Raw genomic sequence first — 21,729 nt, forward strand, 5'->3', positions numbered from 1 at the left:
TCAACTTATACCTAATAGCTGTCTATTCCTATGTTTTTACCCCGGAAATCACATAAATAGGATTGATAGCCTCCATCAGGGTATACCGGCCGACCTTCCTGCCCCTGGCCACATTGACGGACACTGCCTCCACATAGGAAAATCCTATTTTCTCCAGACATTGTATGGATGTATAGAGAGTCTCCAGGGTAATGCTGTTGACCACAATCCTTCCATCTTTTGTAAGTTTGTCATAACAAAGCTGAATGATTTCCTCCAGCTCTCCGCCGCTTCCACCGATGATAACCCGGTCAAAAACTTCAATAGCCTTTAATTTGTGGGCTGCATTGCCGTGGAGAATCTCCACTTCCACTTGAAATCGAGTACAATTTTCACGGATCAAGGCAACCCCTTCTTCCTTCCGTTCGATGGCAATGACTTTTCCCTTGGGACACAGCTGGGCTGCCTCAATGGCAATAGAGCCAGTACCGGCTCCCACGTCCACCACAATGCTGTCTTCCCTCAGCCTCAACTTGGAAAGGGTAATGGCCCTGACTTCTTCCTTTGTCATGGGAACATTGCCCCTGACAAACAGTTCATCGGGTATTCCCGGAGTTCTATAATTCCAACAAATCTTTTTCATCTTTAATCACCACCACAGCCATATCAAAACTTGGCATATCCATGATTTCCTTCGGCGTTCCTCGGATGATTTTTTCATTTTCATAGGATAGATTTTCCCCTACGATCATAATTTTATCCTCCATCCCGTGATCTACAAGTTTTTTCGCCATCTGCTGGGGTGTATACTTGTGATCCGTTAAAAATACAGCCTTCCCATAGGATTGCACTGCTTCAACAAAATCCCATTCTCTGCCGTGGAGACTTCCCACGAAGGCATCCTGCCATGATTCTCCAATTCTGGCCATAAGATACTGAAAGGAGCTGATGCCGGGAATTATTTCTAAATCCTTGATGGAAATGTATTTTTTAATATATTCCAGCATACTGTAAAATCCCGTATCTCCCGAAAGAAGAAAGGCAATTTTTTTATACTTTCTCTTTTCCTGGACATATTCCATAATTCCTCGGAGGTCTGCCTTGATACAGTGGGTCTCCTTTCCAAGATTCTGAAAATACTGGAGATTCCGCTGCCCGCCGATCAATATATCGCATGACCGAATGATTCGGACCGTAACGGGCAGAATATATTCCCGACTCCCGGGCCCCATCCCCAGCACATAGACTTTATTCATTCTGAAACGCCTCCAGTAATCTTTTTCCCTTTTTTCCTATTCCTAATATTTTTTTTTCCATGGAAAACATAATGATCCCTACTTCCAACTGATGATGCACATACTGTGCCGATTTTTCCTCTGCCTTATCGCACAGGAACCCATAGATATGCTCAAATCCCTTTTTCTCAATGACTTCCAGGGCCGCCTCCGTAGTCACACATTGAAAGAGTTCCCGGATATCCTCCGGATTTGCCCCCAGCAGCGCCAGATTAGCTCCCAGAATCTCAAGCCTGCCATCGGCCACTTTGCTGTGGGTATGAAAAATACCGCCGGCGAGCTTTACAAATTTACCGATATGACCAATCATCAATACCTGCTTGATCCCGTATTCTACACATTTTTCTAGCATAAACCCTACAAAATTGCTGGTCTTTATAAGCATATCCTCCGGGAGTCCATAGTATGCCATGGCAATATCTCTTCCATAATTGCCGGGCACCAATACGAGACGGTCCTTTCCTTCTTCGGCAGCCATACTGATTTCCAAGGCAAGGGAATCCTTCAATGCTTCTTCCGACATGGGCTCCACAATACCCGATGTTCCCAGAATAGAAATTCCCCCTACGATTCCCAACCGGGGATTAAAGGTTTTTTTTGCAATCTCTTCTCCCCGGGGAACAGAGATGGTAATGATGGCTCCTACATCCTTGGGCAGAACTTCCGTAACCTCCCTCTGTATCATCATCCTGGGAACAGGATTAATGGCCGGGTGATTTGGAGGGACTTGCAATCCGCGCTTTGTCACAATGCCCACACCCTTTCCTCCCCTGATCTCTATACGTGGTTCATCGATGAGCTCACATCGGGCTTCCACCAAAATCCCATGGGTCACATCGGGATCATCCCCTCCATCCTTTCGTACAGTACAGAGGACATAGTTTTCCCCCACATCCCATGCTTCAATAGGAATCTCCAGGCGCCAACCCTTAGGGGTATCAATAGCTACCTTCACCGGCCTTTCTCCTCTCACCGCCAGTATGGCTGCCCCCTTGGCAGCAGCAGCTGCGCAAGAGCCTGTGGTATATCCGTACCTCAATTTTTTTCCATCTTTTACAATATAGCGATTCAACATATAGAACCCTCTTTTTTTGAAAAGAATGTTACTCCATCATATACAAAATAGCATTGATAATGGCAGCCCCTACAGCACTGCCTCCTTTTCTGCCCCTGGTGACAATATAGGGAACATCCAGGCTTTCCAGAGCTTCCTTGGACTCTGCCGCCCCCACAAAACCCACAGGGACCCCCACAACCAAATCAGGCTTTGCCTTTCCTTCCTCAATCAATCGCTTCAGCTCAAACAATGCCGTTGGTGCATTGCCAATGACAAAAATTCGGTTGTTGGAATCTTCCACGGCCTTTTCCATGGATACCATTGCCCGGGTAATCCCTCTTTCCTTCGCCTTTTGGGCCACATCCTCATCGGCCATAAAACATCGTACTTCTCCCCCAAATTTTTTTAACTTCGCCTTATTGATTCCTGCCTTGGCCATCTGGGTATCGGTCACAATATGGGCTCCCCCTTGGATAGCCCTTTGGGCAGATTCGATGGCCCTTGGAGAAATTATGGTAATGTCTGCATACTCGAAATCCGCCGTGGTATGGATCACCCTCTTGATAATTTTGCCTATATCCTCGGGAAAGGTCTTGTCTCCCAATTCCTCTGTAATGATGGCAAAGCTTCGCTCCTCAATCTGGTGAGGCACCTTCATATAATCGCCCATTATGCTCCTATAACCTCCCTTGCCCTCTCCTCAATAATGGTGGCAATTCTTTCATCGGCACCGATATGGTTGGCCATCCTAAATTCTATATGGGGATACTTGTCCTTTATCTCCTCCAGTTTTTCAGGAATATCAAATTTCACATGGTTTCCCTTAAAGATAAACATGGGAACAATGATGATCTGTTCCGCTCCTTTTTCAATGAGTTCGGAAATCCCATCTTCAAAGCTGGGCTTGGAAATCTGCAAGGATCCCATTCCCACCATTTCAAAGGATGTAATTTCCTTTACCATTTCCACAATTTTTTCGAAAATTGCATCGGCCTCCCTTGCCTGGCTGCCATGTCCTAATATAAGTAATGCCCGTTTCACCTCATCATCTCCTCCTTAACATTCTGAAATATTTACACCGCCTTGTATCATCCTTGCAAAATATGCCTTGCTATAATGCTGGAATACACCCTGGGTCTTCAGCATCTGCTGGAGGGCTTCCCTATCCCCCCTATCCTTTTCCAAAAGGATTCCTACCACGGTGCCGCTGTGGGCTACATTCACCCCCAGGCAACCTGTCTTTTGGGATATATCGATAATCTCTTCCAGCTTTTCCTTAGGCAGTATTTTTTGATTTGCCAAGGCACTCATGGTTGCGGCTTTTCCCAGAAGGGAAAGATTTTGTTTTGCCATGCTTTCTCTAAAAATCCGAAGGGCTTCCTCCACCTTTGGCTGGGCCTCCAAGCGCTCCTTTGTATAATCCCTCATGCGAAAGATCTGGGTATCCACCGTTCCCTCCGGTTCCAGCACAAATACGTCAAGATCCGGATGCCAGTGGAAGCTTTCCACCCTTATGCCCTGAAGATGATCAAACAAGGTAAAATTTTCGAAAATCGTGCTGTCCGTAGGTTCAATGGATGCACAAATCCTTGCCAGTTGGTCCCCGGTTAATTTTTTTCCCAACAGAAATGCCGTGGCTGCAGCCGTTGCGGCAATATCCGCCGTACTGCTGGCCATCCCTTTGGCAAGGGGAATATGGGAACGGATTTCAATAGAAAAAACATCCCCCATGGCAACAGGTTCCCCATAATACGCAAGGGTTTTATACATAGCCTCCGTTGCTTTTCGCCTGCGAAAGTCCCTTTGTGGATTTTTCTTCTCTTCGATCGTAACTTCCGAATAGATATCAATAGAATAGGATATTAACTTTTCACCATTCCCCATCATCCCTTGGAGCAATTCACCGCAGGAAGCAGGACATTTTGCCTTAACTCTCATACAATACCTCTTTCAAAGCCTGGACCAATTTTTCATTGGCAAGCCGGTCTTTGACGGCTGCTCGAAAATACGATCCATTCAAGTTTTCATAATTGGCACAGCTTCGGATGAGAATTTTTTGCCTTAAAAGCTTTTCCTGAAGATGACTTCCTTTTTCGTCCAATACCCGGAATAAAATATAATTTGCCGCAGGCTTATAAACTTTTATCTTTTCAATCTCCCGCAACTTGTCGTATAAATATTCCCTTTCTGAAAAAATCCATCGCCTGCTCTCTTCTATATATGCCTGGTCCTTCACTACAATTTCTCCGGCAAGGGCTGCAAAGCTATTTACCATCCAAGGTTCCTTGCACTTTTCGATTTTGTTCAGCATCTCCCGATTGGATGAAATTCCGTAGCCGATCCGAAGACCAGGAAGGGCAAAAAATTTCGTTAGCGATCGAAGGATGTATAGGTTTTTATAATTTTCCAGGGATGATATCATGCTTTCTTCCTGGGGACAAGCTAAAAACTCATTGAAAGCTTCGTCCACCATCAGACCGATGCGCCGTTCCCTGCAGATCTCTAAAATTGTATCCTTCATTCTCCGATCTACCAACTGTCCGGTAGGATTGTTGGGATTGCAAAGAATCACTAAGTCCGTATCTTCGTCAATAGCTTTGAAGAATCCCTCATCCACCCTAAAGTCCAATTCTTCCTTGAGCAGATAATGTTTCACCTCACAGCCTGCTTTGATCAATGCCCTTTCATACTCCAAAAAAGTCGGTGCCAGTAGCAAAGCCTTTCTCGGCTTCAGCCCGGATATGAGGGAAAATATTACTTCCGCCGCACCATTACCTACAATAATGTAGTCTTCACGGATGCCATGATACCGGGCAATGGATTGGATAAGATTTTTATACCGGGGATCCGGATAATTTGCAAGGATGGAGATGTTTTCCAACATCGCCTTGCGGAAACTGTCGGGCACACCCAAAGGGTTGATATTGGCACTAAAATCTATTATCTCATAGGGGGGGATACCTAATTTTTCAGCCATTTCATAGATATTGCCCCCATGCTTCGCAATTTCCATTCCTATTCCCCCTATCATCGTCGGCCTGTCAGATATTCTATCAGTGTAAAGCATATCAGACCAAGAAAGGATGCAGCATACATGATTCGGATTGTCCGCAGGATATCTTCCTTTTCTAACGGGCGGATTGGATCCCCGATGGCAGGTTTAAATACCTTTTGACCAAAATAGGTATTGGTCCCCCCGATCTGGATTTCCAAAGCCCCCGCCACAGCAGATTCAGGATAGCCGCTGTTGGGACTTTTATGATTTCTGCAATCCCTTTTGGTGATTTTCATTGCATTCCTCCAGTTATAGCCCAAAAAGGCCGATGCCATGACAATCAAGATAGCCGTCAATCTGGCCGGTATATAATTGGCCAAATCATCCAACCGGGCACTGGCCCATCCAAAATACCGGTACCGGTCATTCTGATAGCCCACCATGGAATCCAAGGTATTGACAGCCTTATATGCCATTCCTAGCGGGGCGCCTCCAATGAAAATATAGAAAAGGGGGGCAATGATCCCATCGGAAATGTTTTCTGCCACTGTCTCTATGGCCCCCCTGGCCACTTCTTTTTCATCCAGGTCCCGGGTTTCCCTGCCTACAATATAGGATAGATATTTTCTGGCCCCCAAAAGATTCCCTTGGCGCAGTTGAGTATATACCTTCCTGCTTTCCTTGTCGAGGCTCTTGGCAGCCAAAATCTGAAAAATCAAGAAGGCCTCTATCCCAGAAGCCAGGTGGGGGTGAATCCGCCTTCCGCCATATATCAAAAGATAAGCAGTCCCATAGGCGGCGGCTACTACCAGTAAGGTCAAAACCATGCCCCCTATCCGTTCCGCCCTGGCCCCCTTGCAAAATTTCCTCAGAAAATTTTCTGTTCCCTGGATCCCCCTACCGATAAAGCGTACCGGATGGGGTAACCAATAAGGGTCTCCAAAGAGCAAATCTGCTCCATATCCTATCACAATCTTTAGCATACTTCTTCTCCGTTCAAAATCCCATAGATTTTCTCCATATCTATATTTTCCCTTACGATACAGGCAAGCCTATCATATTCCCTTTCCTTAAAGGCCCCAAAGCTGTCGATCTTGCTCTGTAAAGCATCCAATCCTTTTTGTCTTCGGATATTGTTCAAGATCATCCTTGTAAAAGGAATATTGTCGAAGATCCCGTGAATATACGTACCCATCACATTTCCCGCTTCATTGACGGCTCCATCCTGAAGCTGTGTCCTTTCCCCCAATCGATTTCTTATCTCATTTAGAGGAAAGCATTCCTCACCCAGAAAGGTTTTTCCCATGTGAATTTCATAGCCGCTGATTTTCATGCCTTCGATACCTGACAGGATACCCGACAACGGGGCCGTTACCACTGCCTCCACCTGGGTTGTGGTTTTCTCTACCTCAAATACCGTTTCCACGTCTAGAAGGCCTAATCCGTTGATTTCCTCAATGGAGCTTTCCGTACCATAGGGGTCCCGGATGGTTTTTCCCAACATCTGATATCCGCCGCAGATACCTACAATCAGTTTGCCTTGTCTGTGGAGCCTTAATATTTGTTCCTCCAATCCCTTTTCCCGCAAATAGATTAAATCTTCAATGGTATTTTTGGATCCCGGAATGATCAGTATATCGGGATTGCCAATGGACTCCCCCCCCCTGACATATCTTAAATTTACATCCTCCTGGGTCTCAAAGACATTAAAATCCGTAAAATTGGAGACATGGGGAATATACAATACGGCAACCTCAATTTGTCCTCCCTTGCATTTCTGGTATCGAAATCGCTCGGCCAGGCTGTCTTCATCCTCGATTTGTACATCACAATAGGGAATAATCCCCAACACGGGAATTTTGATGATATCTTCCAGCATGCGGATGCCGGGCTTTAAAATCTCCACATCACCCCGAAACTTATTGATGATGACACCCTTTACCCGTTTCCTTTCCTCCTCCGTCAAAAGCATCATGGTGCCTGCCAGTGATGCAAATACACCGCCCCTATCGATATCGCCGATCAAAATGACGGGGGCGTCTGCCATTTCTGCCATGCCCATATTCACGATATCATTTTCCCTCAAATTAATTTCTGCAGGGCTTCCAGCACCCTCCAGAACAATCACGTCATAGGCTTCCTCCAACTTCTGAAAACTCTCCTTCACCACATCTGCCAGCCGGGATTTAAACTGATGGTATTCCACGGCCGACATATTTTTGTATACCTTTCCCTTCACAATCACTTGGCACTTTTGATCCGTAGTGGGTTTCAGCAAAACAGGATTCATCCATACGCTGGGTTCCACCCCGGCAGCCTCGGCCTGCACCACCTGGGCTCTTCCCATTTCTAAACCTTCCTTGGTGATAAAGGAATTGAGGGCCATATTTTGCGATTTGAAGGGTGCCACCCTATAGCCGTCCTGGCGAAAGATCCTGCAAAAAGCAGCCGTCAGCAGACTCTTGCCCACAGAAGATGCTGTGCCCTGAAGCATCATTTTCCTTGTCTTCATACCTTTTCCCTGCCTCCATTCTTGTATATCCTGCAGTTTTCAATAAAGTTTTCAGCCAACTGCCGATTGCAGTAGAAGTGGATATGGGCATAGGCCGCCAAGGTATTATACCGTTTTAACCCGCATTGCCATATAGCCTCTTTTTCTCCATTTCTCGCCTTTTCCACCGTGTAGACATATTCTTGGGACAAGTTCTCTGGCAAGGTGGACCGATGAAATTCATGGGCCTTTGCCTTTGTTCTAGTCTTTGACAATACACAGGGTCCATGGATGGTTATATTCACATACCCGAACCGTTGTAACCTCTCCGTCATCCTTGCCTCCGTGTCAAAAATACCTACCATCTCATGCCGTTGCCCTTCCATATCCCTAATGGCCCTCGTCAAATACATGAGGCCTCCACATTCGGCATAGGCGGGGATGCCCCCCTGTATTTTCTCCCTGATTTCCCTCCGCAGCGGAACATTTTTCGCCAATTCTTTTCCAAATACCTCAGGGAAACCGCCGCCAAAATACAGCCCATGCAAATCCTCCGGCAACCTTTGATCCTTTAAAGGACTAAAAAATACCAGGTTTGCACCCAGACTTCTCAACAAATCCAGGTTATCTTCATAATAAAAGTGAAAGGCTTTGTCATAGGCAACACCAAGATTGATTTTCTCCCCCAGAGAAGTCTTTTCAGCAAATCTATGGGCCATAGGCTCTGTCTTCTTGGCAATTTCCAGCAATCTGTCCAAGTCGATGGTTTCCTCCACCATGCTCCTGATTTGGTCAATTTTGTCCTTTAAGTCTTCCACTTCCCCACTGGGAATCAACCCCAAGTGCCTGCTTTGCAACACAATGCCGGAATTCTTTTTCATATATCCCAGGCATTTGACCTTCCCATCCCTTTCAATGGCCTCCTTGAGCAGCCGATAATGCTTCTCTCCGGAAACATTGTTCACGATGATTCCAGATATCTTCACATCGGGATCGTACATTTGATAGCCCAGCACCTGGGCAGCAGCACTGGCAGCCATGCCACTACCGTTGATGATTAAAATCACGGGTGCCTCAATAATCTTGGCCACATGGGCTGTGCTGCCCTCTCCCCCATGGGATCCGATGCCGTCATACAGCCCCATGACTCCCTCCACAATAGAGATATCCTTTCCCATGGCATTTTTCGCAAATAACCCTCTTACCGTCTCCTCTTCCAGCATCCAACTGTCTAAATTCCGGGACTTATTCCCCGTAACAAAGGTATGGAAAGCGGGATCGATGTAATCGGGTCCCACCTTGAAAGGCTGTACCTGCAGACCCCTTCTGTGGAAAGCCGCCATCATCCCGATGGAAATCGTAGTTTTTCCTACACCGCTCTGGGTCCCCGCCAACACAAGCCTGGGATAACCCATGGGCATCATTTCTTTACATTCATGATTGGTCATGTTTTTTCTCCTTCCTTGTAAAAAGAGGAATCATATAGGGGGTCCCTGTAAAGGGATTTCTTTCAATGATCATCTCCATGGCATAGACCTTCTTTAGATTTTCATAGGTAATAACCTGTTCTGCATTCCCTACTTCAACAATCTTTCCATTCTTCAGCAGCACCAAATCACTGCTGTATCTGGCCGCCAGATTCATATCATGAAGTACCGCCACCACGGTCAATCCCTTTTCCTTACACAATGTTTCAAGCAATTCCAAAATCTCTATCTGATGCTGTATATCCAAATGGGAAGTAGGCTCATCCAGTAAAATCAGCGTCGGCGCTTGGGCCAAGGCTCTCGCAATAATGACCCGCTGTCGTTCCCCGCCACTCAATTCATCGATGGGCCGATCCTTTAACCCCCATGTTCCCGTTTGTTCCATGGCCTGCCTGACAATTTGAAAGTCTGCCGGGCTTTCTTTTTGGAATCTCCTCAAATAAGGACTTCTTCCCATCATCACAATATCGAAGACAGAAAAAGAGAAGGCCACATGGGTTTCTTGGGGAACTACTGCCACATGGCGGGCAATTTCCTTTGAGGTCATCAATCCTACGTCCCTTTCTCCTAGCATCACGGTTCCCCGATTCGGTTTTAGGGAAGCGGAAATATTTTTCAGCAATGTGGACTTCCCTGAACCATTAGGCCCGATAATACTGGTAAAACTTCCTGCTTTGATGGTCAAGGAAACATTGTCCAGGATTGTACGATTTCCATATTGAAAACTGATATTCCTTATATCTACTTCCATCGCCATAGGAACCTCCATCAGCTACAAGATGCTGCTTTTCTTTTTTCTCAACAAGTAAATAAAAAATGGGCCGCCAAATAATGCCGTAATAATCCCCACAGGTATTTCCACAGGTGCAATGACCGTACGGGCAACGGTATCTGCAAAGAGCATGAACATCCCTCCTGCCAGACCCGATGCTGGGATCAGGATTCTATGGTCCGGGCCCACCAAGAGTCGTGCTATATGAGGAATCATGAGCCCTACAAATCCGATAATGCCGCTGACAGATACGGCCACCGCAACGATGGAGGAATTTATCAATAAAAGAGTCTTTTTTGTTTTTTCTACTTCCACGCCGAGATGGTGGGCCGATTCCTCCCCTAGCAGCATGGCATTCAAATCTCTGGAGAAATAATAGAGCAGAAACCAGCCCAACAATGCAGGCACCACCATCATTTGCACCTGATCCCATCCCTTCGTAGCAAAACTGCCCAATGTCCAGAAAATAATTTTATTGACATCACTGCTGTGAATCACCATCAAAAAAGACATAATGGCTGTTAAAAATTGCCCCACGGCTATACCCGACAAAAGCAGGGTGGAAACGGGGACCTTAGACTGGATCTTCGCCAAATGGTATACCAAATAGGCGGATCCCAAGGCCCCGAGAAAGGCAAACAAAGATATGCTGCCCATACCCAAAAAGACTTGATCCAGTTTTCCTACAATAGCAATGGTTGCTCCCAATGCCGCCCCCGAGGAAATGCCGATCACAAAGGGATCCGCCATGGGGTTTTGAAACATTCCCTGAAAAGTCGCACCGCATACGGAAAGACTGATCCCTACAAGAACAGACAATAAAATTCGCGGCAACCTTACATGCTTCACAATAACCCCATGATGGGAAGGTATGCCGGAAGTATCAAAAAATTCGCCGATCACTGGAAGGGAACGGCCTGTAACCTTCAAGACATCTGTCATGGTAATGGAAGCACTTCCAATGGCAGCTGCCGCCATCATACCTAACAGCAAAACCAGTGACAGGAGCAATAAAATAAAATTCCATTTTGCCTTCTTGTGCCATTGGCCCATCATTCTGTACCCCTAACTTCCCTGAAAATATAGGATTTTTTCTGTCCTATTGGAACAACTCGGGATGTATGGCCTTGGCCATCAACTCCAATGCCTCCACTACCCTCTGACTCGGTCTTGACAATATATTCCCATCCAGAATCTCAATTCGGTTATTGCGAACAGCGGTAATATTTTGAAATCCCGGCCTCTTCTGAATATCCATTGCCCCGGCCAAATTCATGTTGAAGGTGTTGGTTATATAGATTTCCGGATCTTTTTCGATCAATGCTTCCATACTATATTGGGCATAGGCTCCCGCTGCATCGGAGGCTATATTTTCTCCCCCAGAAAGGCGAATCAATTCATCGATAAAAGAGCCTTTTCCGGCTGTCCAGAGGGCAGAACTATATTCAATTTCATAAAATACCTTCGGTTTCGGCTGATCCTTGGGCAGGCCATCGATCTTCTCCGCAATCTCCTTTTCCTTTTGCTCCATTCCGTCAACAAGCCTGCGGGCACCTTCCTCAGCATCTGTAGCAACGCCGATCTGCATGATGGCGTTCTTCACTTGCTCTATGGACTGGGGAGCAAAGGTAAGCAAAACAATGCCCGCCTCCTCCAGCTGCTTTTTCAAACTATCATCCATTCCCCAATATTGAATTACCATATCCGGCTGCAGTTCCAGCAACCTTTCCACATTCACTGTGAAAGAATCTCCTACCTTTGGTTTATCCAATGCCTCCTTCGGGTAATCACAATACTGGGTAACACCCACAATTTTGTCCCCAAGCCCTAGCCCGTACAATATTTCCGTATGGCTTGGGGCCAGGGAAATGATTCTTTCCGGTTTCTTTGCAATGACTACCACGTTCCCTGCACCATCGGTGAATTCCAACGGATATGTAGAACTTTTTGTCCCTTTTCCTTCCTCATTTTTCAATGATTCTTTCTTTGTTGCACATCCTGCGGCCAAGGCAAATACAAGAAGAAAAATCGTCCATAAAAGAAAAGTCCTATATCTTGTCATGCTTCTCATTTTTCTGCCTCCATTTCAAAGTTTTACTGATTGAACCCTGCTAAGACGGGGTAATGATCTGCAATCTCTATTTTGGCAATTTTGCAGTGGTCTACTTTATATCGCCAACAGTCCTCCACACCTCTTCCGATCAAATAGGCCAATATGGCCCGTATGCTTCCCCCATGGGCAACGATCAGTATCTTTTCATGGGCACCATTCCCGATCAATTGATCAATCCTGGCCGTTACCCTGTCATACATCTCCTTTAGGCTTTCCCCCTCCGGCACTGAATAATGGAGCCAGTCCTTCTCCCAAGCTTCCAACTCCCTGGGATACCTGTTTTTTATGCCTTCATAGCTTAATCCTTCCCACAGGCCGAAATTCATTTCTCGGAAGGCCCTGTCACCCTGAATCTCCACCCCATGATGGCCGTTGATAATCTCAGCCGTTTGCCGGGTTCTACGCAAATCGCTGGCAATGATGCGATCCAAAGGACGGTCTTTCAACTTTTCTCCTACTTCCCGGGCCTGCAAAATTCCTTTTTCCGTTAGGGCAACATCCTGCCAGCCGCAGTATACCCCTCGTCCATTAGATGCTGTCTCTCCATGCCTGACCAAATACAATTCTGTCATAAGCCTTTATCCCCTTTTCAGATAGAACAGGATTAAAAAATATAAGAGATAGACAATCTCCGAAAGCTCGCACAAAGCCCCTAGGGTATCCCCCGTCATGCCGCCGATTTTGTCTGTGATATGCTTTATATAAAAGATGCTGAACAAATACCCGATCAACAAAAAAGGAAGCGCCCACAAATTCACAAGGGAAATCAAGACTGTCAGAACAACGGTGATGGCCAAATGGAGATTGTTTACCTTTCCTATATACAAATTCCCCATGCCGCTATCCCTGGCATAAACGGAAAACCTGGAACCATAGACAAGACACAACCGTGAAAATACGGGCATAAGCAGCAGTACACCATACACCATCGGCCGATCCATGCTATAGATGAAAGCAATTTTTAAAAGTATGGTCATGAAAATGCCCAAGGCGCCATTGGTCCCCAGTCTGCTGTCCTTCATGATTTCCAATACCCGATCTTTGGGACGGTTGCTATAGATTCCGTCAAAGGTATCTCCCAAGCCGTCCAAATGCAACCCTCCGGTAATCAAAACCTCTATAGTCACAGCCATGACCGCTGCCAAAAATGTTCCTCCCAAATGATCCCCCATATAATAAAAAGATACGATGAACATACCGATCAATAAACCCACCAAGGGGAAATAGACAACCCCTTGAAGAAAATCCTCTTCATCCGCCTTTACATTCACCGGTAGGGGGATCCTGGTTAAAAACTGGACCATTAGAATGAAGCGCTTCATCAATGCTCAATTCCTTCCCTAGCCCCGATTCCCTTTTGAAAAGGATGCTTGATCATTTTTATTTCTGAAACATAATCGGCCAGGGCCACAATTTCCGAGGGGACATTTCTTCCCGTAAGGATTAGCTCCATGGAGTCGGGCTTATTCCTGATAAGATTGCAAACCTGCTCAACAGTAAGCAGTTTGTTGGACAATACCCCCATGATTTCATCCAATATCAGCAGATTGCATTTTTCATGCTGCACAACTTCTTCCGCAAAGGCAAAGGCTTTATCCACATTTCTCTTTACTGCTTCCTTTTCTTCTGCATTCAATGTCCAAAAGAATTTTTTGATGTCATCAAAGCGAAAAATTTTAAAATCGGGTTCTAACCTTTCAACGGTATGGAGTTCTCCTGAATCTCCTCCCTTCAGAAATTGAATCATGTACACCTTATATCCCCATCCTGCAGCCCTGAAAGCCTGTCCCAAGGCAGCTGTTGTCTTTCCTTTTCCGTCACCGGTGTAAATATGTACCAACCCTTGGGATAATTTTTTCTCCAGCATATGCTCGCCTCCTATTTTAATTTCATGGGAATGCCAGATACCGTGAAATACACTTCATCTGCCTCGCAGGCAATCATCTGGTTGATTCTCCCCGCAATATCCCTAAATATTCTTGATAATCTGCTTTCCGGCACAATGCCCATACCTACCTCATTGGTAACGATAATTCCCCATAGACCATGGCTGCGCAGGCTTGCCAGAAACTCCATCACTTGCCCTCTGATCCATTCCTCCATCCCATCGATCCTTTCATGGGCGATGGTATCCCAATTTACCTCGGGATCTTCAAAAAGAAGATTGGTAATCATGATGGTCATACAATCCAACAGCACAATTTCATGATGCCCGGCTATGGTTTCCACGACCTTGTGCAAATCCCTGTAACCTTCATAGGTGATCCACTCCCGGGGCCGAGAAGCTCTATGTTTTTGAATTCGATCCTCCATCCCATCATCCAAAGGGATCGCCGTCGCTAGATAAGCAACCGGTTTTTCTGCGTTTTGGGCCAAGTTTTCTGCAAAGCTGCTTTTTCCGCTCCTGGCACCACCGGTAATCATTGTAATTTTCCCTTTCAAAAAATCACCCCTGACACACAAAAAAGCCTGTCATCGGACAGGCTTTTACGCGATTTCATCAATTGCTGCCTGACCTTCCCTCCGAAGGCAGTGAGTGCATCATTAGGCAGGTCTCCTGACTCGTGAATCCCTTTACTCTCGACGTCTTCCCTGTAGCATACAAGTGACATATGGTCGATTTCATCCTCACTTACAGTAGCGGGGGCTGTGTCGGACTTTCACCGAACTTCCCTATTAAACTCCTAAAGAGTACCTAATGAATTCGCAATAAATTTTTTAAAGACTATTATCATTCTATCACGCTTGAAAAAAAACGTCAATGAATCTCCGTCAGTCCATATGAATACGATACCGCTGTCCTGCCGAAACCTCCTTCGACTGCACTCTTTTCACATTGCCGCCCTTGTCTTTCACCAGAACATCCAAGGTATGATTTTCTTTGGACAGAAAATGAAAAATCAAGTGATCATATTGACAATTGGTAACGATAATCCACGTAAGGCCATTGCCATATTTCTCCACATACAGCCCCTCGGCTTTTTCCGTCCCGTCATATAAAGTCAATTCCCCTTCTGATCCTAGAGCCTTTAGACTGATTTCCCCCACGCCCTTCACCAAAATGCTCACATGATTTTTGAGAACTTCCGCCCTTTTCCTCATCAAAGGCTCATCTTCGATGCCCAGTTTTTTTCTTAAAACAAAACCGCACTTTTCTAAAATTTCCTCATGGCTTCCGTGAAGAATATAGCGATCCCCTTCCAAGGCCATCACACTCTTTACCATCACGGTTCCATCCCCTTCAAGGGATTTTGCTACATCTACTACCCTGCCATCCAGCCATCGCTGACCATCGGGCTGCCTTTTGGGATCAATCTGCAGGCAATGGTTTGTTTCGATACCCTTCCCTGCAATCAAAGTAACCTTCACGTTTCTTGGCATCCTTCTCTTTTGATTTTCGTTGAGATCATCCAGGAAATCATTTTTATAATGCATTTGCTGGTAGGAAATAAAATTCATTGCTCCTTCCCTGTCTAAATAATAGAGATAATTGCCGTATTGACGGCTAGGCAGCAAATCCCTGGCACCTTTCAAATGGTGGTGAATGGTATCCATATCATTTTTTTCACCGTAATACTTCTCGAGAATCCACAGATATCCCTCCAACAGCGTTTTGAATATATCGGATTTCAAATTTCTATTGTAGGGCAGCTTGCCTCCTGCCCAGAAAAAGTAGGCATTCACCGCACCGGCATGGGGTGTGCCAATAATGATGAGATGCTCTACATCTCCCCGATAATTTTTTCCTTGCATGTAAGCCCTTGCAACCAGTCCTCCCATGCTGTGGCAAATTAGGTTCACCTTTCTGCTTTTGCTTTTGGTCCTAGCCAATTCAATGGTTTTCATCAAGTAATTTTCTGCACACTCGGTACATGCCTTTCTCCAATCATAAAAGGCAATGAACAGATTGCGATCTTTCTGATACCCCCAATGCTCCAATTGTTGCACAAAGGGTTCGTATACAGGAGTTGCCATGCCAAATCCCCAGTCCCCCGTGCCGGGTATGATTTCATCCCCCATTGACCCAAATAGTCCCGGAACAAACACAATGGGATTTCTTCTCTGCAGGTGCATCGTACTTTTGATGATTTCTATCAATCCAATGGTTGTCAGCAGCGGATGCATATCCATTCCCCCCATGGTATTCTTCAAAGAAACAAAAAAGCTGCTACTTACCTTGTAGCAACTTTTCCTCCGTTGATTCCTATCCCTTCCAACTGCAAAAGTTTTACTTTCATATCCAAGCCACCGCCGTAGCCTACCAGCCCTCCGTCGTGGCCTATGATCCTATGGCAAGGCACGATAATGGGAATATTGTTCCGATTGTTGGCCATCCCCACGGCACGAAATCCCTTAGGCGTTCCCACCTTGATGGCAATATCCTTATAGCTGGCCACTTGACCGTAGGGCACACTGCACAGGGCCTGCCATACTTTCTTCTGGAAAGGAGTGCCGATGCAATGCAGTTTTACATCAAATTCCCTCAAGTTTCCCCTTGCGTACGCAACAATCTGCCCTATGGCTTCTTGGTTTTTTTCTACGTCTTCCTTTATTTCTTCAAAATGCATGCCCAGCCAATCAAAAAAGTCCTTCGTCGCCTCCCCCTCCAGTTTGAGCTTGCATACGCCTCTATTACTGGAGGCTATATACATCTCTCCAAGATTTGTCATAAACCTTGCATAATATGCCTTTTCCATGGTTTATCCCGCCTGCTCCTGGTTTTTTTTATTTTTAAAGGATTCCTTCGCCAGTCTCCACTGCTCCCTCGCCAAAGTATCGATTTTCTTTTTTGTCTTGATGGCCGGATTGCCGACAGCTTTGCTGAACCATTCAATGGCCTCTTCGTAATTTCCGATCAGGCGATGGATTTCCCCGATTAAATACATGAGAGTAACTTCATCCAGATTTCCAATGGGCAACGGCTCACTGACAAAGGCCTGTTCAAAGCACCTGACTGCATGCTTTAAAAAATCTGTTTCCTTGGGGTCATTGGCATATCGATACAGCCAAGCAATCCGCAGGCAGATATTGCCAATCACTCCTTTCTTTTGGTTGATCAATTGGCCGCACAACAGGGCCAGCTTATAGGCTTCAATGGCTTCCTGAATCGTTCTTTCCCCTCCAAAACTCCGCTGGGTCCATCTTCTCGTAATGTTTTCCTCAATCGCCTTTTTCCCTGCCCCATTGATTTCATGGAAAGTGCTTTCCATGGCTGCATAACCACACATAGGACATACAAAAACACCATAGAACATTGGATTTTCGCTGGTATAGTAGGTACAGAAATCTGTATCCCTTTTCTCGATCCTTGTGGAAGAAGTCCGTACTTTTTTTGTGCGAAATATATTTTTACAAAGAGGGCATGTTACTTCCTTATCGTATAAAGCATTCTTCATTTCTGTCACCTCATTCGCATTTTTCTTCTATTATATTGTTTTTTATCCAATTGCTGCATTTTCAAGGGGAAGTTGCCTCTTCTCCTTCATCAGGCTTCGATTTTTCCTGACTTTGAGGTTTCTGTACCGGAGCAATGGGGCGCTTCTTCGTTCCTTTGACGATAATTTGTTTTTGTGGTTTGTAATAATCCTTGGAAATCTGTTTTCTCTCAATTTCTACGCCATTTTCATATATAACTTTAAAGGTTGTAACCTTATACCCGTCCCTTCCTTCCTGCTCAATTTTTTCCTCTCCCTCGTACATATTGGGATCGTATTTTACTTCCACCGTTTTCCGAATCACTTCGTCTTCCCTGGATTCGATTTTGACTACTTTGTTGTCCGTTTTATATCCATACACCCTTACAGTTAGTAGATTGCCATTAATAAAGGTTTCAATATAGATCGGCTGGGAAAGTATGTTTTGGAATTTAAAATCCAGTACCCCATAGGACACCGTGGCATCTCTTCCCTTTGGAACATAGGTAGAAGGAATACTGTGGTTGATCCTCTCCACGATGTTTAAATTGCTCAATAAAATGGCATTGTACATGGTGCTGGAAACCTGGCAGATGCCTCCTCCTAAGCCGTCTACAAGCTCTCCTTTAAAAATCACGGGGGCATTTTGATAGCCTCTGCTTTCGGTTCTCGGCCCTACCCGCTCATTAAATGAAAAAATTTCTCCCGGCATCAGTACGGTCCCGTTAATGGTTCTGGCTGCTAAGGCGATATTTTGTGTCCTGCTCTTATTTGTGGCACTGAATTGGGTTGTGTATTCTCCCAGTAGATCTTGAATAAAGCTTAAACTTTCAGAAGTAATCTTTGGGGAAGCCATCTCCACGGGAATATCCATTTGTATTGTTTCCTGCCGGTAATTGTTTCTCAATTCCTCAGCAATTAAATCTTTTAAGCCCTCTGTATTCACTTTCAATCCCACTTTTTCTTCGGTAATGTGGAATTTTCCGTTCACCCGTGTAATGGTTGCATTCCGGGACGGCTGGTCAATCTTTCTTTTGATGTCATAAAGGATCCCGTCCAACTTCTTGTGATCATATGTGGGCAGCAAAGCAATATTGTGGGGAACCTTATACAGGGAAATGATTTTCTGAAGCCTTTCAAAATAGCTGCCTTCTCGGCCGATGCGAAAGGCTTCATTGGCAGCCTTCGTATAATCATAGGTATAGCCGATATCCCTCCCGGAAATATTCCAGTTTTTATCTCCATAGGTTAGTTGAATGCTATGATTGTCAATAAACCTCTCAAAGTGGTTTTGTATCTTGCGTTGTGCTTCCAGAATCGATAGGCCTCCCACATCTACATTTTCTATGGTTACGCCACTGTAGATCGTATCTCTGTAAAGCAAAAAAAATGATATGCCGGTTGTCGAAATGAGAAAGCTAAACAACACAATGATAAGTCCTGTGATCATATTTGATTGTTTAGTTCTGTTTTTTGCCGTTGTGTCCAACCTTCCTCCTCCATTCGTCTGCGAATCATATGGCAGAAATTTCTCCCTATTTTCTATATTTATTTGCCTTATATAACTAATATACATGATATTGTTCCAAATGGACAACTAGTAATCAAAATTTAATATATTTTCCCCCCATCTTTTCACCTTTTCCAAAGAATCTCATAATATGTAGTGGACATGGGTCCACAAGAAGTTTCCCCCTTCTATTGGAGGGAGCATCCCCTGCTCCCTCTCTTTTTTTTCAACACCGCAGTTTTTTTCATGTTTATCATGTCCTAAAAAAATATTGGCATCGGTATAATTTCATATTTTCCACATAAAATAGTAATGATATATAAAATTATAATCGCCGCGGAGTAGAGCAGCGGCAGCTCGTCGGGCTCATAACCCGGAGGTCGCAGGTTCGAATCCTGCCTCCGCAACCAAAAAATAAACTAGAGGCGATCTCTAGTTTATTTATATGAAAACAATTATCAGAAACTCCTACATGAACGCAGGCCTTCATCAAAATCCTTTGCTGTTTTCCCAATATATTTCTATCTGGTCCCCATGCTTTATCTCATCGGTATAGTTGGCCCTTTTGCCGTTTAAGTTCAATATCAATGCTCCCTTTGGCTTTGAACAGTCAAAATCGATATGATTGAATACATCTATGAAAATGAATTCCGGGCTTGTTTTTCGGACCTTCACAGGTTTCCCGTTGATATGAACCTCTATGATATATTCATTCAATAAAGAGGAATCCTCCGAATTCTCTCTTTCTTCCTTGGGAACTTCTACGGTACCCTTCTCCTTCTCATAGGTGATGATCCTGTCTCCGTTTTTTAATAAAAAGCTTTTATCTGCCTCCATGCCGTTTACGTAAATCCTGTACCGTTCCCCATCCATTTCAAACCGATGGAGAAGAGCTTCCACACAATCAATTTCAGTAAAGGTGATTTCATCCCCTTCCTGTATTTCATAATCCATGTCTCTTTCTTGGCCGTTTACCATCAGGTTGCTGTACAATTTCACATCAAGACCGTTGAAATTCACAACACTGAGACTGCGGACAATATCCCCTAGGCGGGCTGACCCGTCTTTGCCGTCCACAGCCGGCTCCACCACAATATTGTCTTTGTTATGAATTTTGGCATCCAAACTGCTGAGTTTTCCATTGAGATAGATTTTTGCAGATTCCCCCGGCTGCCCGGGAATTATCTTTTCCTTACCGTTCAGCATAAAAGTAAGCTTTTTTCCACTTCTGGCAATCAGTTTTCTGGCATGATAACCGATGAGAATCAATGCATCGGATATGAGAAGCTGTCTCGAGTGAAAGAGCTTCATTGTCTTTCCGTTTACCGTCACTTGCAAGAAATCCTGTCCCCTGTCCTTTTCGGCAACAATACCTATGCCTATGGGTGTAATAAACTCAGGCCCCTCTAACTTCTCGCACTGGAATTCAATGTTCTCGATGATCTCAGTACCTCTTACAACAACCCTTTCCTTCGGCAGTCCTAATTTTTCTGCCAAATAAGTTGTAAAGGTAGAAATTTGGCTTCCGCCCCCGATGCAAAATACAGCACTGGGAGCCTTCCCGTTGTATTCCATGATTTTTCCGGCAATTTCTGCGGCCAAACCTTCGATAACCTTCGATATTTTTTCAATGATTTCTTGGGTGGTCACCGTATAAGAAATCCCTACAATATCCGTAAAAACATGACTGTCTTTTTTATTGAGCTCCTGCTTTAATTTCTCTGCCGTATCAAAATCTAACAGGTAGGTCTTTGCAAGGGCTTCTGTAATTTCATCCCCTGCCACGGAAGCCATGGCATAGGCTACAACCGTTCCATCCTGGGTTAATGCAATATCGGAAGTCCCTGCGCCGATATCTACCAAAGCAAGGTTCAGTAGCCTTAATTTTGGAGGAATGGCCACATGAATGGCGGCAATAGGTTCTAGGGTTAAATTTACCACTTCCAAACCGATCCTATCCATCACTGTATATAGGCTGTTTACTACCACATGGGGCAGGAAAGTGGCTAAAATATCGGCACCTATTTTGTGTCCCCGATGACCCCTCAAAGAAGTGATAAGCCCATCGTTGAGATAATAGTTCACCACAGTGTATCCTACACAATAATAGGTATGGCCTTTGCCGTGATCCTCCTTTTCCAGCAATTCTTGGGCTTTTTGTATCCCTTCCATCTCCAGGCTGTCAATCATGGCTTTGTCAATTTCCTTTGAAAGATCAATCTCCCTGCTCACTGTCACCCGGTAAGTTTTTAAAGCCCTACCGGCAGCAGCAATGGCTACCTGTTTCAGTTGGAAGCCCAGCCTATTTTCCAAGGCTTCCTTAACCTTCTGGGCAACCTGAGCCACTTTATCAATATCATGAATTTGCCCGTCATACATGGACCTGCTGGGATGTTCCATCATTTCTGCATCCAGGATGATATATTTATCACCCTCCCTTTTGCCTACAATACCGACTACATTTCTTGTCCCTATATCTAAAGAAAATATCATCCCATGGACATTCCTTTGCATTGCTGTTGTTTCAGACATCATTCACAACCCTTTCCTATTTGTCTCTTCTTTAGATATTCTCCGCAATCCCCTTTTTCTCCTCTTTCCTTTTTTAAGGAGGCA

Annotated in this window: 22 protein-coding genes, 1 tRNA gene and 1 riboswitch; of the genes, 1 reads left to right on the forward strand and 22 read right to left on the reverse strand. The window is 44.9% G+C overall.

Annotation, left to right across the window (positions count from 1 at the left end; genetic code table 11):
• Window positions 1-28: 28 nt before the first annotated feature.
• The 21 genes from cbiT to AN619_RS00450 all read right to left on the reverse strand — a co-directional run bounded on the left by cbiT (window position 29) and on the right by AN619_RS00450 (window position 19,092).
• Window positions 29-622, reverse strand: a complete 594-nt coding sequence (gene cbiT / locus AN619_RS00350) for a precorrin-6Y C5,15-methyltransferase (decarboxylating) subunit CbiT (RefSeq protein ID WP_068553941.1) — start codon at window positions 620-622, stop codon at window positions 29-31.
• Complete coding sequence (cbiE, locus tag AN619_RS00355; RefSeq protein WP_068553943.1) at window positions 597-1,235, reverse strand: precorrin-6y C5,15-methyltransferase (decarboxylating) subunit CbiE; 639 nt, start codon at window positions 1,233-1,235, stop codon at window positions 597-599. The genes cbiT and cbiE overlap by 26 nt, the downstream gene beginning before the upstream one ends.
• Window positions 1,228-2,349: a cobalt-precorrin-5B (C(1))-methyltransferase CbiD gene (gene cbiD, locus AN619_RS00360; protein WP_068553945.1), complete on the reverse strand. Its 1,122-nt coding sequence runs from the start codon at window positions 2,347-2,349 to the stop codon at window positions 1,228-1,230. The genes cbiE and cbiD overlap by 8 nt, the downstream gene beginning before the upstream one ends.
• Before the next feature lie 28 nt (window positions 2,350-2,377).
• Complete coding sequence (locus AN619_RS00365; RefSeq protein ID WP_157064845.1) at window positions 2,378-3,001, reverse strand: precorrin-8X methylmutase; 624 nt, start codon at window positions 2,999-3,001, stop codon at window positions 2,378-2,380.
• Window positions 3,001-3,372 carry a sirohydrochlorin chelatase gene (locus AN619_RS00370; RefSeq protein WP_068553947.1) on the reverse strand — a complete coding sequence of 124 codons (372 nt, stop codon included), beginning with the start codon at window positions 3,370-3,372 and terminating at the stop codon, window positions 3,001-3,003. Before AN619_RS00370 ends, AN619_RS00365 begins: the two co-directional genes overlap by 1 nt.
• A gap of 15 nt (window positions 3,373-3,387) precedes the next feature.
• Window positions 3,388-4,269 carry a GHMP family kinase ATP-binding protein gene (locus AN619_RS00375; RefSeq protein ID WP_068553949.1) on the reverse strand — a complete coding sequence of 294 codons (882 nt, stop codon included), beginning with the start codon at window positions 4,267-4,269 and terminating at the stop codon, window positions 3,388-3,390.
• Window positions 4,259-5,344 carry a threonine-phosphate decarboxylase CobD gene (gene cobD / locus AN619_RS00380; protein WP_068553950.1) on the reverse strand — a complete coding sequence of 362 codons (1,086 nt, stop codon included), beginning with the start codon at window positions 5,342-5,344 and terminating at the stop codon, window positions 4,259-4,261. The genes AN619_RS00375 and cobD overlap by 11 nt, the downstream gene beginning before the upstream one ends.
• A gap of 14 nt (window positions 5,345-5,358) precedes the next feature.
• Window positions 5,359-6,309 carry an adenosylcobinamide-phosphate synthase CbiB gene (gene cbiB, locus AN619_RS00385; protein WP_068553952.1) on the reverse strand — a complete coding sequence of 317 codons (951 nt, stop codon included), beginning with the start codon at window positions 6,307-6,309 and terminating at the stop codon, window positions 5,359-5,361.
• Window positions 6,303-7,838, reverse strand: coding sequence for a cobyric acid synthase (locus tag AN619_RS00390; protein ID WP_068553954.1), 1,536 nt, complete (start codon window positions 7,836-7,838; stop codon window positions 6,303-6,305). The genes cbiB and AN619_RS00390 overlap by 7 nt, the downstream gene beginning before the upstream one ends.
• Window positions 7,835-9,265 (reverse strand): cobyrinate a,c-diamide synthase, encoded by a 1,431-nt coding sequence (locus AN619_RS00395; protein ID WP_242867254.1) that lies wholly within the window; start codon window positions 9,263-9,265, stop codon window positions 7,835-7,837. The genes AN619_RS00390 and AN619_RS00395 overlap by 4 nt, the downstream gene beginning before the upstream one ends.
• A complete protein-coding gene (locus AN619_RS00400; RefSeq protein ID WP_068553956.1) occupies window positions 9,252-10,061 on the reverse strand; it encodes a heme ABC transporter ATP-binding protein in 810 nt (269 codons plus the stop codon). The genes AN619_RS00395 and AN619_RS00400 overlap by 14 nt, the downstream gene beginning before the upstream one ends.
• Before the next feature lie 15 nt (window positions 10,062-10,076).
• Window positions 10,077-11,129, reverse strand: a complete 1,053-nt coding sequence (locus AN619_RS00405) for a FecCD family ABC transporter permease (protein ID WP_068553958.1) — start codon at window positions 11,127-11,129, stop codon at window positions 10,077-10,079.
• A gap of 46 nt (window positions 11,130-11,175) precedes the next feature.
• Window positions 11,176-12,147 (reverse strand): ABC transporter substrate-binding protein, encoded by a 972-nt coding sequence (locus AN619_RS00410; protein WP_068553960.1) that lies wholly within the window; start codon window positions 12,145-12,147, stop codon window positions 11,176-11,178.
• Window positions 12,148-12,170: 23 nt separating this feature from the next.
• On the reverse strand, window positions 12,171-12,761 hold the full coding sequence (cobC, locus tag AN619_RS00415; protein WP_068553963.1) for an alpha-ribazole phosphatase: 591 nt from the start codon (window positions 12,759-12,761) through the stop codon (window positions 12,171-12,173).
• A gap of 6 nt (window positions 12,762-12,767) precedes the next feature.
• Window positions 12,768-13,511: an adenosylcobinamide-GDP ribazoletransferase gene (gene cobS, locus AN619_RS00420; RefSeq protein WP_068553965.1), complete on the reverse strand. Its 744-nt coding sequence runs from the start codon at window positions 13,509-13,511 to the stop codon at window positions 12,768-12,770.
• Window positions 13,511-14,056: a cob(I)yrinic acid a,c-diamide adenosyltransferase gene (locus AN619_RS00425; protein ID WP_068553967.1), complete on the reverse strand. Its 546-nt coding sequence runs from the start codon at window positions 14,054-14,056 to the stop codon at window positions 13,511-13,513. The genes cobS and AN619_RS00425 overlap by 1 nt, the downstream gene beginning before the upstream one ends.
• Window positions 14,057-14,067: 11 nt before the next feature.
• Window positions 14,068-14,631, reverse strand: a complete 564-nt coding sequence (cobU, locus tag AN619_RS00430; protein WP_242867256.1) for a bifunctional adenosylcobinamide kinase/adenosylcobinamide-phosphate guanylyltransferase — start codon at window positions 14,629-14,631, stop codon at window positions 14,068-14,070.
• A gap of 88 nt (window positions 14,632-14,719) precedes the next feature.
• Window positions 14,720-14,903: riboswitch (cobalamin riboswitch) on the reverse strand.
• Between the two features lie 58 nt (window positions 14,904-14,961).
• A complete protein-coding gene (locus tag AN619_RS00435) occupies window positions 14,962-16,314 on the reverse strand; it encodes an esterase/lipase family protein (RefSeq protein ID WP_068553969.1) in 1,353 nt (450 codons plus the stop codon).
• A 47-nt stretch (window positions 16,315-16,361) separates the two neighbouring features.
• Window positions 16,362-16,886, reverse strand: a complete 525-nt coding sequence (locus tag AN619_RS00440; RefSeq protein WP_068553971.1) for a methylated-DNA--[protein]-cysteine S-methyltransferase — start codon at window positions 16,884-16,886, stop codon at window positions 16,362-16,364.
• A 3-nt stretch (window positions 16,887-16,889) separates the two neighbouring features.
• Entirely contained in the window at window positions 16,890-17,585 is a 696-nt protein-coding gene (locus AN619_RS00445; protein WP_068553973.1) for a DUF2225 domain-containing protein, read from the reverse strand.
• Between the two features lie 61 nt (window positions 17,586-17,646).
• A complete protein-coding gene (locus AN619_RS00450) occupies window positions 17,647-19,092 on the reverse strand; it encodes a VanW family protein (RefSeq protein WP_198153200.1) in 1,446 nt (481 codons plus the stop codon).
• Between the two features lie 356 nt (window positions 19,093-19,448).
• Between AN619_RS00450 and AN619_RS00455 the strand changes: the two genes are divergently transcribed.
• Window positions 19,449-19,523: transfer RNA gene (locus AN619_RS00455), tRNA-Met, on the forward strand.
• Window positions 19,524-19,602: 79 nt separating this feature from the next.
• Here the strand turns inward: AN619_RS00455 and AN619_RS00460 are convergent.
• The gene (locus AN619_RS00460; RefSeq protein ID WP_068554090.1) at window positions 19,603-21,645 is read right to left on the reverse strand and encodes a cell division protein FtsA; all 2,043 of its coding nucleotides are present in this window, start codon (window positions 21,643-21,645) and stop codon (window positions 19,603-19,605) included.
• Window positions 21,646-21,729 lie beyond the last annotated feature (84 nt).

This window comes from Thermotalea metallivorans (genome assembly GCF_001562415.1).
Classification (GTDB): Bacteria; Bacillota; Clostridia; order Peptostreptococcales; family Thermotaleaceae; genus Thermotalea; species Thermotalea metallivorans.

What these genes read in the sequence shown, in the direction of transcription:
- AN619_RS00410 (WP_068553960.1), bottom strand. Translation starts at nt 12,147, where the DNA reads ATGAGAAGCATGACAAGATATAGGACTTTTCTTTTATGGACGATTTTT.
- cobC (WP_068553963.1), bottom strand. Translation starts at nt 12,761, where the DNA reads ATGACAGAATTGTATTTGGTCAGGCATGGAGAGACAGCATCTAATGGA.
- cbiT (WP_068553941.1), bottom strand. Translation starts at nt 622, where the DNA reads ATGAAAAAGATTTGTTGGAATTATAGAACTCCGGGAATACCCGATGAA.
- cbiB (WP_068553952.1), bottom strand. Translation starts at nt 6,309, where the DNA reads ATGCTAAAGATTGTGATAGGATATGGAGCAGATTTGCTCTTTGGAGAC.
- AN619_RS00375 (WP_068553949.1), bottom strand. Translation starts at nt 4,269, where the DNA reads ATGAGAGTTAAGGCAAAATGTCCTGCTTCCTGCGGTGAATTGCTCCAA.
- AN619_RS00425 (WP_068553967.1), bottom strand. Translation starts at nt 14,056, where the DNA reads ATGCTGGAGAAAAAATTATCCCAAGGGTTGGTACATATTTACACCGGT.
- AN619_RS00400 (WP_068553956.1), bottom strand. Translation starts at nt 10,061, where the DNA reads ATGGCGATGGAAGTAGATATAAGGAATATCAGTTTTCAATATGGAAAT.
- AN619_RS00445 (WP_068553973.1), bottom strand. Translation starts at nt 17,585, where the DNA reads ATGAAGAATGCTTTATACGATAAGGAAGTAACATGCCCTCTTTGTAAA.
- AN619_RS00405 (WP_068553958.1), bottom strand. Translation starts at nt 11,129, where the DNA reads ATGGGCCAATGGCACAAGAAGGCAAAATGGAATTTTATTTTATTGCTC.
- AN619_RS00440 (WP_068553971.1), bottom strand. Translation starts at nt 16,886, where the DNA reads ATGGAAAAGGCATATTATGCAAGGTTTATGACAAATCTTGGAGAGATG.
- AN619_RS00395 (WP_242867254.1), bottom strand. Translation starts at nt 9,265, where the DNA reads ATGACCAATCATGAATGTAAAGAAATGATGCCCATGGGTTATCCCAGG.
- cbiE (WP_068553943.1), bottom strand. Translation starts at nt 1,235, where the DNA reads ATGAATAAAGTCTATGTGCTGGGGATGGGGCCCGGGAGTCGGGAATAT.
- AN619_RS00435 (WP_068553969.1), bottom strand. Translation starts at nt 16,314, where the DNA reads ATGCATCCGCTGCTGACAACCATTGGATTGATAGAAATCATCAAAAGT.
- cobD (WP_068553950.1), bottom strand. Translation starts at nt 5,344, where the DNA reads ATGGAAATTGCGAAGCATGGGGGCAATATCTATGAAATGGCTGAAAAA.
- cbiD (WP_068553945.1), bottom strand. Translation starts at nt 2,349, where the DNA reads ATGTTGAATCGCTATATTGTAAAAGATGGAAAAAAATTGAGGTACGGA.
- cobS (WP_068553965.1), bottom strand. Translation starts at nt 13,511, where the DNA reads ATGAAGCGCTTCATTCTAATGGTCCAGTTTTTAACCAGGATCCCCCTA.
- AN619_RS00365 (WP_157064845.1), bottom strand. Translation starts at nt 3,001, where the DNA reads ATGGGCGATTATATGAAGGTGCCTCACCAGATTGAGGAGCGAAGCTTT.
- AN619_RS00390 (WP_068553954.1), bottom strand. Translation starts at nt 7,838, where the DNA reads ATGAAGACAAGGAAAATGATGCTTCAGGGCACAGCATCTTCTGTGGGC.
- AN619_RS00460 (WP_068554090.1), bottom strand. Translation starts at nt 21,645, where the DNA reads ATGTCTGAAACAACAGCAATGCAAAGGAATGTCCATGGGATGATATTT.